This is a genomic window from Streptococcus infantis (genome assembly GCF_047463175.1).
GTDB classification, from domain to species: domain Bacteria; phylum Bacillota; class Bacilli; order Lactobacillales; family Streptococcaceae; genus Streptococcus; species Streptococcus infantis_AC.
Genome location: NZ_JASHEJ010000001.1, coordinates 54,753 through 70,704, shown reverse-complemented (window position 1 = coordinate 70,704; position 15,952 = coordinate 54,753). Strand labels below are relative to the sequence as shown.

General features: G+C 33.0%; 17 protein-coding genes and 1 other annotated feature. Of the genes, 3 read left to right on the top strand and 14 right to left on the bottom strand.

The annotated features are described in order from the left end of the window. Positions 1 to 41: 41 nt before the first annotated feature. The 9 genes from QM859_RS00365 to QM859_RS00325 all read right to left on the bottom strand — a co-directional run bounded on the left by QM859_RS00365 (position 42) and on the right by QM859_RS00325 (position 8,775). On the bottom strand, positions 42 to 299 hold the full coding sequence (locus QM859_RS00365; protein ID WP_070678121.1) for a DUF896 family protein: 258 nt from the start codon (positions 297 to 299) through the stop codon (positions 42 to 44). A gap of 29 nt (positions 300 to 328) precedes the next feature. Further along, entirely contained in the window at positions 329 to 2,365 is a 2,037-nt protein-coding gene (glyS, locus tag QM859_RS00360; protein WP_414261697.1) for a glycine--tRNA ligase subunit beta, read from the bottom strand. A 212-nt stretch (positions 2,366 to 2,577) separates the two neighbouring features. Further along, a complete protein-coding gene (glyQ, locus tag QM859_RS00355; protein WP_000038760.1) occupies positions 2,578 to 3,495 on the bottom strand; it encodes a glycine--tRNA ligase subunit alpha in 918 nt (305 codons plus the stop codon). 650 nt (positions 3,496 to 4,145) lie between these two features. After that, positions 4,146 to 5,324, bottom strand: a complete 1,179-nt coding sequence (locus QM859_RS00350) for a tyrosine-type recombinase/integrase (protein WP_414261696.1) — start codon at positions 5,322 to 5,324, stop codon at positions 4,146 to 4,148. A gap of 18 nt (positions 5,325 to 5,342) precedes the next feature. Beyond that, positions 5,343 to 5,567 (bottom strand): DUF3173 family protein, encoded by a 225-nt coding sequence (locus QM859_RS00345; protein WP_414261695.1) that lies wholly within the window; start codon positions 5,565 to 5,567, stop codon positions 5,343 to 5,345. Next, a complete protein-coding gene (locus QM859_RS00340) occupies positions 5,554 to 6,237 on the bottom strand; it encodes a rolling circle replication-associated protein (RefSeq protein WP_414262179.1) in 684 nt (227 codons plus the stop codon). Before QM859_RS00340 ends, QM859_RS00345 begins: the two co-directional genes overlap by 14 nt. Positions 6,238 to 6,563: 326 nt before the next feature. Continuing rightward, positions 6,564 to 7,835, bottom strand: a complete 1,272-nt coding sequence (locus QM859_RS00335; RefSeq protein WP_414261694.1) for an FtsK/SpoIIIE domain-containing protein — start codon at positions 7,833 to 7,835, stop codon at positions 6,564 to 6,566. After that, positions 7,822 to 8,178, bottom strand: coding sequence for a hypothetical protein (locus QM859_RS00330; protein ID WP_414261693.1), 357 nt, complete (start codon positions 8,176 to 8,178; stop codon positions 7,822 to 7,824). The genes QM859_RS00335 and QM859_RS00330 overlap by 14 nt, the downstream gene beginning before the upstream one ends. Before the next feature lie 117 nt (positions 8,179 to 8,295). Next, positions 8,296 to 8,775 (bottom strand): hypothetical protein, encoded by a 480-nt coding sequence (locus QM859_RS00325; protein ID WP_414261692.1) that lies wholly within the window; start codon positions 8,773 to 8,775, stop codon positions 8,296 to 8,298. A gap of 343 nt (positions 8,776 to 9,118) precedes the next feature. On the opposite strand from QM859_RS00325, the gene QM859_RS00320 reads away from it, so the two are divergent. Then, complete coding sequence (locus QM859_RS00320) at positions 9,119 to 9,763, top strand: hypothetical protein (protein ID WP_414261691.1); 645 nt, start codon at positions 9,119 to 9,121, stop codon at positions 9,761 to 9,763. Between the two features lie 403 nt (positions 9,764 to 10,166). On the opposite strand, the gene QM859_RS00315 is transcribed toward QM859_RS00320, so the two are convergent. The 4 genes from QM859_RS00315 to rplJ form a co-directional block, all read right to left on the bottom strand. Beyond that, positions 10,167 to 11,630 (bottom strand): Eco57I restriction-modification methylase domain-containing protein, encoded by a 1,464-nt coding sequence (locus tag QM859_RS00315; protein WP_414261690.1) that lies wholly within the window; start codon positions 11,628 to 11,630, stop codon positions 10,167 to 10,169. A 44-nt stretch (positions 11,631 to 11,674) separates the two neighbouring features. Then, positions 11,675 to 12,523: a hypothetical protein gene (locus tag QM859_RS00310; protein ID WP_414261689.1), complete on the bottom strand. Its 849-nt coding sequence runs from the start codon at positions 12,521 to 12,523 to the stop codon at positions 11,675 to 11,677. Between the two features lie 153 nt (positions 12,524 to 12,676). Next, positions 12,677 to 13,045, bottom strand: coding sequence for a 50S ribosomal protein L7/L12 (rplL, locus tag QM859_RS00305; RefSeq protein WP_001196963.1), 369 nt, complete (start codon positions 13,043 to 13,045; stop codon positions 12,677 to 12,679). Positions 13,046 to 13,120: 75 nt separating this feature from the next. After that, a complete protein-coding gene (gene rplJ, locus QM859_RS00300) occupies positions 13,121 to 13,621 on the bottom strand; it encodes a 50S ribosomal protein L10 (RefSeq protein ID WP_004252632.1) in 501 nt (166 codons plus the stop codon). 38 nt (positions 13,622 to 13,659) lie between these two features. Then, positions 13,660 to 13,795: a sequence feature (ribosomal protein L10 leader region), on the bottom strand. A 636-nt stretch (positions 13,796 to 14,431) separates the two neighbouring features. On the opposite strand from rplJ, the gene QM859_RS00295 reads away from it, so the two are divergent. Together QM859_RS00295 and QM859_RS00290 are read left to right on the top strand one after the other, a co-directional pair. Beyond that, complete coding sequence (locus tag QM859_RS00295) at positions 14,432 to 14,959, top strand: ECF transporter S component (protein ID WP_414261688.1); 528 nt, start codon at positions 14,432 to 14,434, stop codon at positions 14,957 to 14,959. A gap of 10 nt (positions 14,960 to 14,969) precedes the next feature. After that, positions 14,970 to 15,485: a transcription repressor NadR gene (locus tag QM859_RS00290; RefSeq protein ID WP_414261687.1), complete on the top strand. Its 516-nt coding sequence runs from the start codon at positions 14,970 to 14,972 to the stop codon at positions 15,483 to 15,485. Here QM859_RS00290 and QM859_RS00285 read toward each other — a convergent pair. Then, the gene (locus tag QM859_RS00285) at positions 15,482 to 15,949 is read right to left on the bottom strand and encodes an 8-oxo-dGTP diphosphatase (protein WP_414261686.1); all 468 of its coding nucleotides are present in this window, start codon (positions 15,947 to 15,949) and stop codon (positions 15,482 to 15,484) included. The genes QM859_RS00290 and QM859_RS00285 overlap by 4 nt on opposite strands. Positions 15,950 to 15,952: the final 3 nt, after the last annotated feature.

Here is a 15,952-nt window from a genome sequence, read left to right as displayed (position 1 = left end):
AGAAATCTCGGTTCGCACATACAAACCGAGAATTTTTTTATTTATGAATTCGGATCATCAAGACTACGGCCGTGTAAACCTTTTTCGCGTTGTACTTGACGAAGTTTTTCAGGAGTCACATCATTACCATCTTCATCGACGATTTTGATTCCTTCAACGTGATGACGAACTGAACGACGATAGCCTTCGATGTATTCTTCACGAAGTTTGGCTTGTTCTACTTTTTCTTCCGCAGTCAAGCCTTCTGTTTTTTTCTTTTTAGCAAGTTCATTAATACGAGCGATTTTTTCTGGTGTCATATTTGGACCTCCAATCTATTTTTCAATTACTATTTTGTATTAAGAAGGTTAAAAGCAGCCACTGTTTTTGCTTTATTGACAAGTTCAGCTAGAATAGCCAAACGATTATTCTTAACATCAATATCCTCTGCCATAACCATGGTATTGTCAAAGAAAGCATCAATAACTGGGCTAAGGCCAAATAGTTGATCTAATTTATCACTTGCTGAACCTTTCAATTCTAAGCTTTCTACAGCTTGAGCTAGTTCTTTTTCCTGCTCATTTTCAAAGAGACTTGCATCAACTTTGACTGAACCTTCTGCCTTTTCTGCTAGGTTAAAGGCACGAGATAATGACTCAACTGATGATTTGTAATCTTCAGTTCTCGCAGCTTCTGAAAGAGCTTCTGCTGCTTCAATCATATCAGAGACAACAAAGTTTGAACTTGCTAGAACAGCCTCTTTAATATCTTTTGCAGTAGAACCCATCATCTTATCAACACGAGCTTTGATAAAGTTAAGCACTTCTTCTTGGTTATCGTAAGTTAAACTATCAAACGATAAAGCATAAAGACTCGCAATCAACTCGTCCATTGGAATATTCCATCCAAAGTCCTCTAAGATTCGAACAATCCCTTGTGTTGCACGACGAAGGGCATAAGGGTCGTTTGAACCAGATGGAATCAAACCAACAGAGAAGAAAGATAAGAGAGTATCTAATTTATCGGCTAGTGCAAGGATTGCTCCAACTTTAGATTCAGGAAGAGCACCGTCTGCTGAATCAGGAAGATAGTGCTCTCGAATAGCTTGCGCCACTGCAGCATTTTCACCTGCAAGAAGAGCATATTTCTCACCCATGATTCCTTGCAATTCATCAAACTCTCCAACCATACCAGTCAAGAGGTCAAACTTATAAATGGCTGCAGCACGAGCAAGTTCAATAGATTCATCAACTGATAAACCAGCTTTTTCTGCTAGCAGGATAGCAATCTGCCCTGTACGAATCATGTGTTCACGAAGAGAACCAATCTTTTCATGGAAGGTAACGTATGAAAGTTTAGCAACTAAATCTTCAATCTTGAGTTTTTGGTCTTCACGCCAGAAGAATTCTCCATCTTCCAAACGAGCAACCAAAACTTTCTCATTTCCTCGAATGACATTTTCCAAGTGTTCAGCATTTCCGTTACGAACTGAAATGAAGTTTGGTCTTAGGTTTCCTTCAAGATCACGGACAACAAAATAACGTTGATGAGTTTCCATTGAAGTAACCAAAACCTCTTCTGGAACTTCTAGGTATTTAGGATCAAAATTCCCCATAAAAGCGGTTGGATATTCGACCAAGTTTAAGACTTCGTTTAAAAGTCCTTCATCAATCTGTACTTGAACGCCTTGTTCTGCTTCAATTTCCTTGATTTGTTCACGAATCATATTTTCACGTTCAATACTATCAGCAATGACATAGACTTTGCGTAAGTCTTCTTCGTAACTATCGGCATGACGGATTTCAACTTCATGTCCAAGGAAGCGATGTCCTCGAGTCACTCTGCCTGAATGAATATCTAAGAAATCTAGGTCAAGAGCTTCATCATCCAAAAGCACTGTCAAAGTGTGGACTGGACGGATGTATTCAAAGGTATTGTTTGCCCAACGCATGCTAACAGGGAAACTTAAGCTAGCCAAGACTTCTGGAATTCCAGTCAGAACTTCTTCCGCTGGTTTTCCAGCTTCATGCTTAGTTACATAGACGTATTCTTCACCTTTGATTTCACGGAATTCAATGTCATCTACAGTCAAGCCTTTTCCACGGACAAAACCTTGTGCTGCTTTAGAAAAGTTTCCTTCTGCATCCAAAGCAATTTTCTTAGAAGGTCCTTTAAAATCTTCAGTCAAATCTGTTTGTTGGTCAGCTAAACCTAGTACACGAACAGCCAAACGACGTGGAGTTGAAAATGTTTGAATCCCTTCATATGAAAGGCGGTTGTCATCCAAGAAGGCTGCCATTTTTTCGCCGAGTTGTTTTTCACTTGGTGTGACAACGTAGGCTGGTAACTCTTCGAGTCCTAGTTCTACTAATAAGTTTTTTGTCATGTTTTTTCCTTTACACAATTAATGTTCTTAAACAAGACCTTTAGTAGTGGGGGACGCAAGCAAACCTTCGGTTTCATTGCTAACTGTCAAGCCTTAAGTCTCGTCAGTTCCCCAGTCGGATAAGAAACTTCTTAACCGACTTTCACTACTGCGGTCTTGTTTTATTTAGCGACCTACGGTCGACTTTCAGTCATTTATTCCTGTAATTCTGTCTATTCTTCCTCTTCTGCTAGGAGTTTTGCGCGTGTGGCTTCGTCAAGTAGTGGGTAACCGAGCTTCTTGCGTTCTGCGACGAAGGTTTTGGCTACGACACGGGCCAAGTTACGGATGCGGGCAATGTAACCTGCGCGTTCTGTAACGGATACCGCTCCACGAGCATCTAGCAAGTTAAAAGTATGTGAACATTTCAAAACGTAGTCATAGGCTGGGTGCACAAGGCCTAATTCCAAAGCACGTCCAGCTTCTTTTTCAAACTTTTCAAAGTTTTCAAGAAGCATATCTTGGTCTGAGACTTCAAAGCTGTATTTTGAGTGTTCGTATTCTGGTTGAAGGAAGATTTCTCCGTATTTAACACCTGGAGCCCACTCAATATCGTAAACTGAGTCTACTTCTTGGATATAAGAAGCTAAGCGTTCCAATCCGTAGGTAACCTCAGCAGTAACAGGACCAGTTGCCAAACCACCGACTTGTTGGAAGTAAGTGAACTGAGTGATTTCCATACCATCAAGCCACACTTCCCATCCAAGACCAGCTGAACCAGTTGATGGGTTTTCCCAGTTATCTTCAACGAAGCGGATATCGTGTTCCAATGGATTAATTCCCAATTTTTCCAAAGACTCAAGGTAGAGTTCTTGGATATTTGATGGAGATGGTTTCATAACTACTTGGAATTGGTGGTGTTGGTAGAGACGATTTGGGTTTTCTCCGTAACGACCGTCAGCAGGACGACGAGATGGTTCTACATAAGCCGCATTCCATGGCTCAGGACCAATGGCACGAAGGAAAGTATAAGGACTCATGGTTCCCGCACCTTTTTCGTTATCATAAGCCTGCATGAGCATACAACCCTGGTCATTCCAGTATTGTTGCAAAGTCAAAATAATCTCTTGAAAAGTCAATTTTTTAGACATGTTTTACTCCATTTTCTATAATTTCTTGCGACACGAGTCTGCCTCGTCGATCATACGAGGCAAGACGAGTTAGTACTGCGTCTAGCTCAGGCACCCTAGTGCTGAGCGTGGGACAGCCCGACTGAAAGGAGGTCTCTGCCACTGACGCAGTGAAAGGTTAGTTTATTGGACATATTTTACTCCTTTATATTTTTTATGCGCTCAACTCAGAAAACAAAAAAACCGTGTCTTTGCTCCTAAGTCAAGTGACCTAGGGGCGTCAGAAACGCGGTTCCACCCTAATTTATTACTTCATTATCTTTATTAAAATACCAAAAGCGCCACACTTATCTCTCAATCACCTGACTCTCACTATCTCAGGCTCGCTTAAGATCTACCGATAAGATATTCTTTCTTGCGTCTATTATAACAAAATGCAATTAAAAAGTAAATTTTTTTCATAAGGAATCTCCAATAATTCACCTTAAATAGAAATACTAATCTAAAGTCATTCCTTTTCATGCCCCTTTTTGAACAAAAAGAAAAACCGCTACTCCTAAGAATAGCGGTTTAATCATGTTTTTAAGCTACAAATGTAGTCGCTCTATTATTTAAGAGTAATGTAGGCGTTACACCTTCGATGTCTAATATTAAGCTATTTTCGACTAGTTTTAAACCTGTGGGGGTGTTTGTAGGGGTGTTGAAGTTATCCCTTGCTTGTGCAGTAAGTCAGTAATTTCACTACCAACTGTTTGCTTGTTAGCATTGTAATAGTGTGAATACGTATTCAGAGTAGTAGCTTTATCAACTCGTCCAGAACGTTGGGAAACTGCCAACACATCTTTTCCAAGAACATTTATCATAAATGAATCATGACTATGTCGTAGCCCCTTTCCAGTAATTTCTGGAACATTAGCAAGTTTAGCATGACGTTTTAACATTCGAGTTAGGGTACTTTTAACCATTGGTTCACCAAATTTAGATAAGATATAGTCATCTTCAGAATTTGAAACCTGTATCTCTCTCCATCGATCAAGGACTCTTAATGTTTCATCGTCAAGATCAATAAATCTAATTCCTGCTTCTGTCTTTGTCTGCTCTTTACGACGATAAACACCACCTTTAAGAGCTTCTAAAGTTGCATGAACAAACAATCGTTTGTTTTCTCTATCATAATCCGACCATAAAAGAGCAAATCCCTCACTTACACGAACACCAGTCATATAATATATCCATGTTGTTGTGAACCGGTGTAAATCTTCATAATCACTCAGGTCAAAAGTTTCAATAACTTTCTTGAACTCCTCAAAAGTCCAAAATTTTGTTTCTGGTCGTGAACCTTTTGGATTATCAAGACTTTTACATGGAAATGATTTGATATACTCCATACGTTCAGCATAACCCAAACACTGCTTAAAGCGTATCCAAACACATTTAGCATAATTAGGAGAGTATCTATCAACAAGTTCTAAACGAAACTTCTCACAGTCACGAGGCTTGATATCTCGCAACTTCTTTTTTCCAAATACTTTGGTAAAAGTATTAAAGTGAGTGATTGCCGTTCTGTATGTAGAATCTTGGACAGTTTGTTTGTAGTATGGCAGGAAAATATCTACCATAAATTGGGCAAAAGTCAAGTTATAGTCTGAGTAATCAAACCTATCATAGAATTCGACCCTTGCTCTACAAAGCTCGTCATAGGCTTCTTTTTCCGTCTCGAAGGATTTCCCCCACATATTACGATATCGTTTAAAACGTTGACGCTTTCCAGTTGCAGAAGCCTTAAATTCAGTTTGACAATATATTCTACCTTTGTTATCTCTAAATACACCTTTATATTTCTTTGACATTGCTTTCAATTCCTTTCATTAATTAAATTGAAAGCCGAGTAATTCTTCCACTATAAAACTAGGGGCAAGATCAAGTCTTTTGTTATCGAACGGCGATTTACTTAATTTTACCATTTTATTTGAAGAATTCAAAGATTCATAAAATTGATTTATTGCAATCTGTTTAGCTTGCTTAATTATTTCTTTTGAAGCTGTTTTAGAAAAACCAAGCTTCATAATATCTTTATGATTAACTGTCTTCATTCTTTTCTCCTATATTATAAAATTCAGTAATATAACTAATTTCGTCTCCAGTACTAATAATATGACTTGTTTTTTTTGAATAATTAGCATCTAAATCAATATCTAGTCCATTAATTGTCATTACTTCTCCTTTAGTAGCCGTTATTTCAATTGGTTTTTCTATTCCTCTAGAACACCTATAAATCCTGACACCTTTTGGATATAAATATAGACGTGCACCTTTGACGATTTTTTTTGTATTTTGATTATCATTTATCTCCAAGTTAGTTAAATATGCAACAACATAATTACCTACTTTATCACTATTTTTAAGCCTTTTAGTTTTAGTAAAACCTTTTTTCCAGCACTGTTCAATAATTTTGTTTGGAATATAAAGAGAACTTCTTTTAGGTGCTTTGATAAGAAGATGACAATGCCAGCTCCCACTAGCTTGTGGTTCAATAACATTGATATACTCTAAATCTGAATATTGTTTTCTTAAATCTCTTATAAATAATTTAAAGTCTCTATATACAATTTCAAGTTCATTAGTGTACTTAGCATAGGTCAACGTTATCCAAAGTTCATTTTTAGTACCATTGAAGTTATGAGAAATAAGACGCCTTAACTTTCTCATTGTAATACGAGTTGACTTTAAATTATCACTTCTTGTCTCTCCACTAGTATTCATATCAAATATTTCCCCGGTATCCAAAACAACATATTTTTTATTCGGAAGTACTTTTATGGTCTGCTTGTGTATTCCATTAGAAGTTGTTAATTCAAGGGTATTACCATATCTATAAGATTTTACGATAGCTCCTGCATGTACTTTTGAATTATTTATTTTCACTCCTGACTTTCCTTATTGTTCTATTGTTTGACGTTTATCAAGTTAAAAGCAATAGAAGCAAGCTTCTATTGCTGGGCACATTTCTCAAAGTAAAGAAAGAAGGACGCTCCACTTGCTCCAGCTCTCTGAGCTGAGCACCCCTATTCTTTACTTTCGAAAGTGCTCTAATAATATTTTTGCAATTCTTTTAAAAAGTCAAAATTTTTATCAAAAAATGGAGTTTCAAAATAAGTTGGTAAAGTCATTTTCCCATCAATCTGTACATGGCCTCCTCCTTTTATTTGAATTGATTTATAGTCCTTAAAATTTGAGCCAAAAACCATTTTGTATCCATCTTCTGATAGATTACCAAGTGCAACTCGACAACCTAATTGATCCCTAATAGCACCATCAAGAATACTCGCATCTGGACGCTGCAAAGAGGCCTCGATTAGTACTCCGACTTGTCTTCCCATCATCACTAAGTTATAAAGATAAGACATAGCTTCTTCAGCAATTTTTTTATCAGATACTTTTACAAAAGCTGTAACTTCATCAATAAAAACTACGATTGGTTTTAGTCCAAAATCTGTAAAATCTTTACCAAATGATCCTTGACCAGAAAAATACTTATCGTACCTATTCATCATTTTAGTATTTACAACTCTAAGTATTTTACAGATTTGATTAGAAGTAACAGCAACATTATCTTCTGGAAAACCACTGACATACCTCAATAAACTTAAATCTGCATTTTTCGGATCACAGATATAAATATCAGCACCCATTGATGCATATTGCAAAAGTTTATAGTTTAAGAACATACTTTTTCCTGATCCTGTTGTGCCAACTGTTAATCCATGGGGGACTTTGCTAATATCGTATGATATTTTTTTTGTTAGTTGAATTACTGTCGAATTTCTATTTTTTTCTAAGTTTAAATCCGATACTTTTAAACGTTCATCTTTTATTAATTCAAAAGTATAATCGGTGTATGTTAACTGCTTTTCACTAGATATCAATGTTTTTCCAAAGTATGCTTCCAACTTGCCTCCTAGGTCATTAACTTTATGGCTTAGAAGTCCACCTATATTGTAAACTCTTATAGTAAATATACTTGTATCTTTTTTATTATCAATCCATTCCATTTCCAAGGTTTCTATATATTTTTTTTCTTTAGTTTCAGTTGTCTGTGTAATATATAATTGGTTTAATTTAATAAATTTATATAATTTTTTCTGCTTTAAATACTTACTTCTGTTCAATTGACCGAAAACAAACAAAGAAACTAGTAGTAATTCTAAAAAATATATAATCAAAATTTGATTTATACTTAATTTCAAATTGAACAATGGTATCAAATATAAATCGATAAAAAGAACTACTATTACAAATAATAAAAATATTATTCTACTTGCCCAGAAGGGAAACATCCAATTTATACTAACCCTTTTCATGCTGTTTATTACCTTGTGGATCTGTAATTACATCTGCAGTTAGTGACAATTGATTTTGGAACTCACCGTAAACAACCGCTTTAGTAATATTTCCAATTCTACAAATTGTTTTCATTGGAATAAATGAAGAATATTCATCAATTCCTTTATTATTTACAGTTACAACTACTTGCTCTCCCAGATTGGTCTGACCATTCTGATATTCTGTATTATCTTTAACAATAAGCAAGCTCACTTTTAATTTGTTATCTTGTGTAAGTTTAGAACCCAAATAAACAAGTTCTTTGTTATCAAAAAATGATTTATCAAACTTTAAAAAGTTTCTTAAATTTTTTAATGCCATTTTTATCCCTCTTTCAAAATTTAAAATATTAAAATCATTTTGCATCCAGACCAAAATTCTTAAATTCAATATTTTTTTACTGATCTAGATGCAAAATTTATTTTTATAATTCTTCAGCTAACTAATTATATGCTCATAAACAGCTAATTCTATCGCATCTGAAATATCTTTGTCAGTCAGTGTATCTTTAGTCCATTTTTTACTAAACAGTATTTCTTGTATAGTATTAATAATTAAATTATCATCCATATTTTTCCTATCATGGTGATCAAAAATTATTAATTTCGTCTTTGGAAGATCTTTAAATTTCCATGCAATTTTTGAGTCTTCAACTAATCTTGTATCTGAACAAACTAGTTTCAAATCACCACAAGCAATTTTTTCGACAAAATTAGTTATTTCAGTCTTTTTATAGAATTTATCTGTAAAAACTACTTCATAAGCCGTAAGAACATGATTTGATTGATCTTTATAATTTATTTGAATATATTTGATCTTATCATTTGAATCTAATGCCCAGCATTCGTGTAAAGGCTTAATTAAAATATGAGAGTTACTACAATTAAAATCTGAAGAAATAATTAACACTATCGACATATAATTCTCCTTTTTTTTAGATTGTTTTATTAACTTATTCTGAAGATAAATCACCTCATCCTTTAATGATGCATCATTGTAATTGAATATTCATAATCATATTAAAACATAGATTTTCTATAATTTGAATACTACAATATTATATATAGTTAGTTGCACAATTCATATAAGAAATGTTATACTTAATGATAACGATAACTATTTTTTATAAAAGAAAAAACTCGAATTCTATTGATTTTTTTATAATAAATATCTAAATTTAATATCAAGTTTTAAAGAAAATTCATTTAAAACTTATACTTTATTTGCAATAAATTTTTATAAATTTATATAAGAGGTGCTTATGAAACACAAAAATAGAATATTTAAAAACTCTTCAGAATTTCTTCATACATCAATTTCTTTTAACTTAAATGAATTCTTGAAAGAAAACAAACAACCTCAATATAATTTATTAATTGATAATTCTGTTCCAGAACGAATTTTGAACGGTGAAATTAAAAATATCGATGCCGAAAATTATTACTCTCATTCTAAAGAAGGTGCATCTTCAAAAATAAGTAACTTACTACAATGTAAAGAGAAATATTCAGATGGTATCATAGAACTCATTTGTAAGAATATAGATAAAAGTATTGATGAAATAGTTTGGCTTAAACTTCCAACTAAAGATAATAACTACAGTTCATTTGTATTTTATTTAAATATTATTATCCCTATGCTATATGATGCATTTTGTTCAAATGATTATCATGATTACATGAAAAATTATATTTTAGAATACTATGATTTTTCTGATATTACTATTAAATACATACAAGGAGCCTACACTACTAAAGAAGAGTATCATGATAGTATGCGTAGAATTTTTATATTTATCTTTCAAAATAAACTTGCCATTAAATTTGATGCAATTGCTCTTAAAAAAGGTTTTAAAAATTTTCATGAATACTTCCTTGATTTTTTTCAGAATAAAAAAATCCTTTAAGAAATTTAGAAAAGTATTATTCTGAGTTTTTTATTTTAATGAAGAAAGAATTTTTAGATTACACAGCTCCCAAACCAGAGGAAAGTGACACTTTTGCTAAGTATTATCTCAACTTAATGATCCACAGGTATTCTTTAAAAATTAAAAGTCCAGAAATTCAATTAAAATTTGACTACCTTACATCTGAATTAGTTGATTTACTTGAAGAAATCGATTACTTAAAATAGAAAAAGGTTACAAAAATTGTAACCTTTTTACATATTGGATTCTAACAAATCTTAATCTTATTTATTATACTTTTACCTTTATCTAACAAAAGAGATAATTCTTATTAAGCTTTCAGAACATAATTGATTTGTGATTTTTCAAACTCTTTAAAGAAAAAATAGAAGAAGATAAAAAATTATAATTTATAGAGTCTAGAAATTATTTCTTCAATTTTTTCAGAATTATTCTTATGACCTTTTATCATTTCAATAACCAATGAATCTATAACTTTCTTCTGATCTTTGCTCACCTCAGGTATGGGGATTCTTTTTAAATAATTTGCTGAATTATTTACTGAAGGATTAATATTATGGATAATTTCATTAACAATGGATGAATTTAACAAAGCTAATAAATAATATAAATCATCATTATTTTTTGGAAATATCCCAACTATACTTTGATCGAAAACACGATTTTTCATGATTGAAGCTTTTATTCTTTTACTTTTTAACATTGGTACTGCTATACCAGTTTTAAAATAAAAACTGCTATTTTGGAATCTTGCTTTCTTATCACTGTTATAAAAGCTAATTGTCTCCTGATCCCATTTTACAAACCATTCATCTCCAGGCTGTTGATAAGCTATTCGTATGGCCCCCTTTATAATAGGTATATATTTTTTATCATTTAGCCCTTTAATACTAGCATGATTGAATTCAATTTCATTGTTTTTAATAACTTTATAATTTTTCGAATTCCTTACATTTTCATCTTTAACTTTCAAAAATTTTTGATTATTACCAGTGTATAAGCCTGTTACACAATCAGCAATATCTCCTAACTTAACTTTATGATCGGTAATAGATTTTTCAATATCGATATTAAAGTGAAAACTACAATTCATATTTAACAAAACATTTTTTTGTTGAATTAATTTTGGTAAATATTTACAATTTTTGGAAGTAAGTTTTAATAAGTCTGTCTTATTCTGTAGACAATCAAAAACTTTAATTATGTTCTTCTCTATACACTCTTGTTCTCTTTTTATTGTAATTATAGAAAGATTGCTATAACCAAATGAAATACCAGGAAACCATTTACTTGGAAAAATTGCTATTTCTTCTACAACATAATTTTCCAATAATATTTTTCTAAATTTTTTATGTGAATTTAAAAACAAAAAAGTATCCGGTATTATAAATACTAATTTTCCCTTTTCTCTTAATAGTGATAAACATCTATATAAAAATAAAACATATGATTCCTTGGAGTATATATTTGAATATTTTTTTGAAATAATTTCTTTCACTTTTGAACTGAATTTAGAACCATATGGTGGATTACCAATGATTTTGTCAAATCCATCATCTACCATTTCTCTAAAATCTAGATCTATATCTAGGAGAGTATCTGACTCATACGACTTTACATTTTTTTTATTTTTATATTTTTGATCAATAACTTTTTTTGAATATGGATCAATATCATATGTAGTAATATCAATATTAGGAAAAAAATCTAATATTTTATCTATAAACACACCTTCACCAACGCTTGGTTCAAGGACGGTATCACTTGATTTTAATTCTAATTTTGAAATCATATAATCAGTTATTATATCAGAATTAGTATAATAGGCTTGATAAATTTCTTTCATAAATACTCCTTAGTTATTAACTAAGGAAGTGTATCATATTATTCTTACCAAGTCAAATATTGAATCAATTCATTAGTTTCTAAATAATTTTTAAATTCAACACTAATATCATTTTTCCAATCAATATTAATATCCATCCATTCTTTTAAATTAATACTAGTTAATTTAAAAATTTTATCATATACTTCATCAGAACGATATACCTTCCACAACCCAGAATTCTCTATCACATTTAAATAGCTATTATTTTCTTCTTGGCGGACAAATAAAAGACATGGATATTCTAATTCAGAGTATATTTTAGCAACAAGTAATAATCTATTCACATTACCTTTCTCATTTGAACCAAATCCACTTTTGAAATCAACTACGTATTTCTTTCCACCATGCTCAAAGTGTAAATCTTCTTTAAGATTTATAGCACCACTTTCACTAAAAGACCAAATTTTATTAACTACATTATTTAATTCATTTATTCCTTCAATAGTTAAATTAAATTCTTCTATAAATTTATCTACTACTGATTTATCAAATTTAGTTTTAAAATCTTCAAAAGTTGGAGGATTATAAAATTTAGTATAGCTATTAAAAGAAAATGGAATTTTACAAAACGGCTCCCATATCTCACCGATTCTACGACTAAAACTCATATTATCATATGGCCAAACTGAATTTCTTGCTTCAAGCATAACCACATAATAAGTATAATTTAACATTAGAGTTTTATTTATATCTGATTCAATGGTTTCATCTTTAAGTAAATCATAAAGTTCTTTCATCTTCTTATTTACCAATTTTGAAGCCTCTTTTTTATCATTATACGATTTTCCTTCATTAATAGTAGAACTAATCCCTTGCCGAAAATACTCAAGATATTGATCTTTTAAATTCATATTAAATTTTCTCCTTTTAAAAACACCCCCACAAAAAATTGTGGGGGTGTTTATGGGGAAGTTTACATCACTAACTCCCCAAATAAATCACCTTAACTAATAACGTAAAGGCCATTAGAACTCGGCTTTCAGCCTTAAATAACTTGTAGATGATTATTTAAGAGTAACTGAAGCTCCAGCTTCTTCCAATTTAGCTTTGATTTCTTCAGCTTCTGCAGTTGCAACGCCTTCTTTAACAAGTGCTGGTGCACCGTCAACAAGTTCTTTAGCTTCTTTAAGTCCAAGACCAGTGATTTCACGTACAACTTTGATAACGCCAACTTTTTTGTCACCAGCAGCTGTCAATTCAACGTCAAATGAGTCTTTAGCAGCACCAGCGTCAGCAGCACCAGCTGCAGCAACAGCTACAGGAGCAGCTGCAGTTACACCAAATTCTTCTTCGATAGCTTTTACAAGGTCGTTCAATTCAAGGATTGAAGCTTCTTTAATTTCAGCAATAATGTTTTCAATGTTCAATGCCATTGTTATTTCCTCCAAATAAGTTTAAATTTAATTTTGTTATTTTTTTGTAGCTAGGATACGCTGCGTAGCTTATGATTAAGCTGCGTCTTCTTTGTTGTCTGCAACCGCTTTGACTGCAAGAGCAACGTTGCGCACTGGCGCTTGAAGTACAGAAAGGAGCATAGAAAGAAGTCCTTCGCGACTTGGAAGAGTTGCAAGAGCAACGATTTCTTCTTTTGATGCGACAGCGCCTTCGATTGCACCACCTTTGATTTCAAGTGCGTCAGCGTTTTTAGCAAAGTCGTTCAAGATTTTCGCTGGTGCAATAACATCTTCGTTAGAAAATGCTACTGCAGATGGTCCAACAAAAACAGATGCAAGATCTTCAAGACCAGCTTTTTCAGCTGCACGACGTAAGATTGAGTTTTTAATAACTTTATACTCAACTTCGCTTCCACGAAGCTCACGACGAAGAACTGTATCTTGTTCAACTGTCAAACCACGAGCGTCTACAACGACGATTGATGCAGCAGCTTTCATTTTCTCAGCTACTACGTCAACTAGTTCCGCTTTCTTAGCAATAATTGCTTCACTCATTAGTGTGTTCACCTCCGTAATTATTTTGCTTGGGAAATTTTTCCAAAAGAAAAACGCGCCCAAACCTAGACACGAAAGTACAATACGCTTCTTTTTACATGATACGTTTTGTCCTCGGTAGGATATTTATGAGTCTTGCTCCCCTACTGTCTTAGGCAGTTTTTTCAAACCATTTATAAGTATATCACAAGAATTCTATCAAAGCAAGTATTTTTTAAAAAAATTTTAGTTTTTTCTCAATTCTACTGCCACTTAGAGAAGAATATTTAAATATTTTCTCAGTAAATTGAAAAGATTGGTACCAAGGTATTATAGATTAAGAGCGCATGAAAGATCAACATTAACACATGAAATATGAATGGAGTATTTTCCATGGTTTGAATGTCCTGATTAGATTTTTGACTGTCTAAGAAAAAAGTTAATGACAAGAAAAGTAGGATTATGCCATAAATAATGCTAATGTGATAAAGAATGAGCCCTATGATACTGAAATAGAGGAAACCAAAAATGGGTATCGAGAAAACAATCAGAGCTAAGGAACCAAATGCGATTCTTATTATCGAAATCATTAAGAAACTATAGGCTGTAAATGTAGTAAATTTAGATACTTGGAATCCTAATTTTTTCTGCTTAGATATGTAATGAATGATAAAAATTGGATAAAGAATATCTACCATCTTGACTCTCTATTCTTACTAAGATACTTTACTTTATTTTAACTATTTTTCCTTCAAAATTCAATTTCTATCTTGACGGATAATATTATTTAGTGTACTATACAACTGTATATACACACAAAAAGGAGTTATTATGAATACACAAAAGAAAACCCAATTCATGACTGTAACCGCATTGCTAACTGCTATCGCTATTTTGATTCCCCTGGTAATGCCCTTCAAGATTGTTATTCCACCCGCTTCTTATACTTTAGGAAGCCATGTGGCCATCTTTATCGCTATGTTTCTTTCTCCTTGGATGGCAATCTTTGTCATTATAGCTTCTAGCCTAGGATTTCTCATGGCTGGTTATCCGATCGTTATTGTACTTCGAGCTTTCTCCCATATCTTTTTCGGCACTTTGGGCGCCTTCTATCTACAAAAACATCCTCAAACCTTAGATAATCCAAAATCTTCATTGATTTTTAACTTTGTACTTGGTTTAGTACACGCTATCGCCGAAGTCTTTGCTTGTATTATCTTCTATGCTAGTACAGGAACAGACCTAAAAAATATGTTCTACGTTCTCTTTGTATTGGTTGGTTTTGGAACTATTGTTCATAGTATGATAGACTATTACTTAGCATTAGCTGTTTATAAAGCACTAAAAAAACGCCATTAAGAAAGAGACTATGACAAAAAATAGAAAAGAAACCCTTTTACAACTCTTAAAAGAAGCTCAAAAACCTCTAAACGGACAAAGCTTAGCAGAACATTTTCATGTCACTCGCCAGATTATTGTTCAGGATATAGCTGTGCTTCGTGCAGATGGTGCTCCTATCCTATCAACCAATCGTGGGTATATCTATAAAGAAAACAAAGCCAATTCTTTTGTTCATAAACTCTTTAAGGTCAAACATAAAGAGGAAGATATGGAGCAAGAATTACTTGCTATCGTTGATAACGGAGGACGGGTTCAAAATATCCTTATTGACCATCCTGTCTACGGGGAAATCGAAACCCTCCTCAAACTAAGTTGTAGACGCGATGTGGAGCACTTTTTAAACCAAGTTAAGACGTCTGATTTTCGCCCCCTATCTGAATTAACAGATGGCGTCCATTATCACCTAGTCGAAGCTGAAAACGAACAAGACCTCCTCTATATTGAGAAGGCCTTGGACAAGTTAGGGTATTTGGTAAAGGATTAAAAAGTTCTTTTTTCCCATCCGTCTTCTGTACGGTGACGGTAGAAAAATTCAGACTTGTCTGGAGCTTCCATCATTTCCATCAAAGGTAACATATCATAAGCCAGATCCAAATTTGGAATCTGGTCTTTTTGTACCCAGGACACTTCTCCTTCTTCAGATGATTGTAGAGTACCAGTAAACTCAGTCGCCTTGTAACAAAAGACAATATAACGCTCACCTGTATCTAAGGGCCAATTTTTAATGCCAACAAGTTGAGGATTTCTGATAGTTAGACCTGTTTCTTCATAGATTTCACGAATAACAGACTCTGTAAAGGCCTCTCCGTCTTCGACATGTCCTCCTGGAAAGGCATAGCCAGACCAGCGATTGCTTTCGGGTGATCGATACTGCATAACCACGCGCTGCTTTTCTAGATCTTCAATCATACAAATATTGGTAAGAACGGTTAATTGTGCTCGAGACATAGG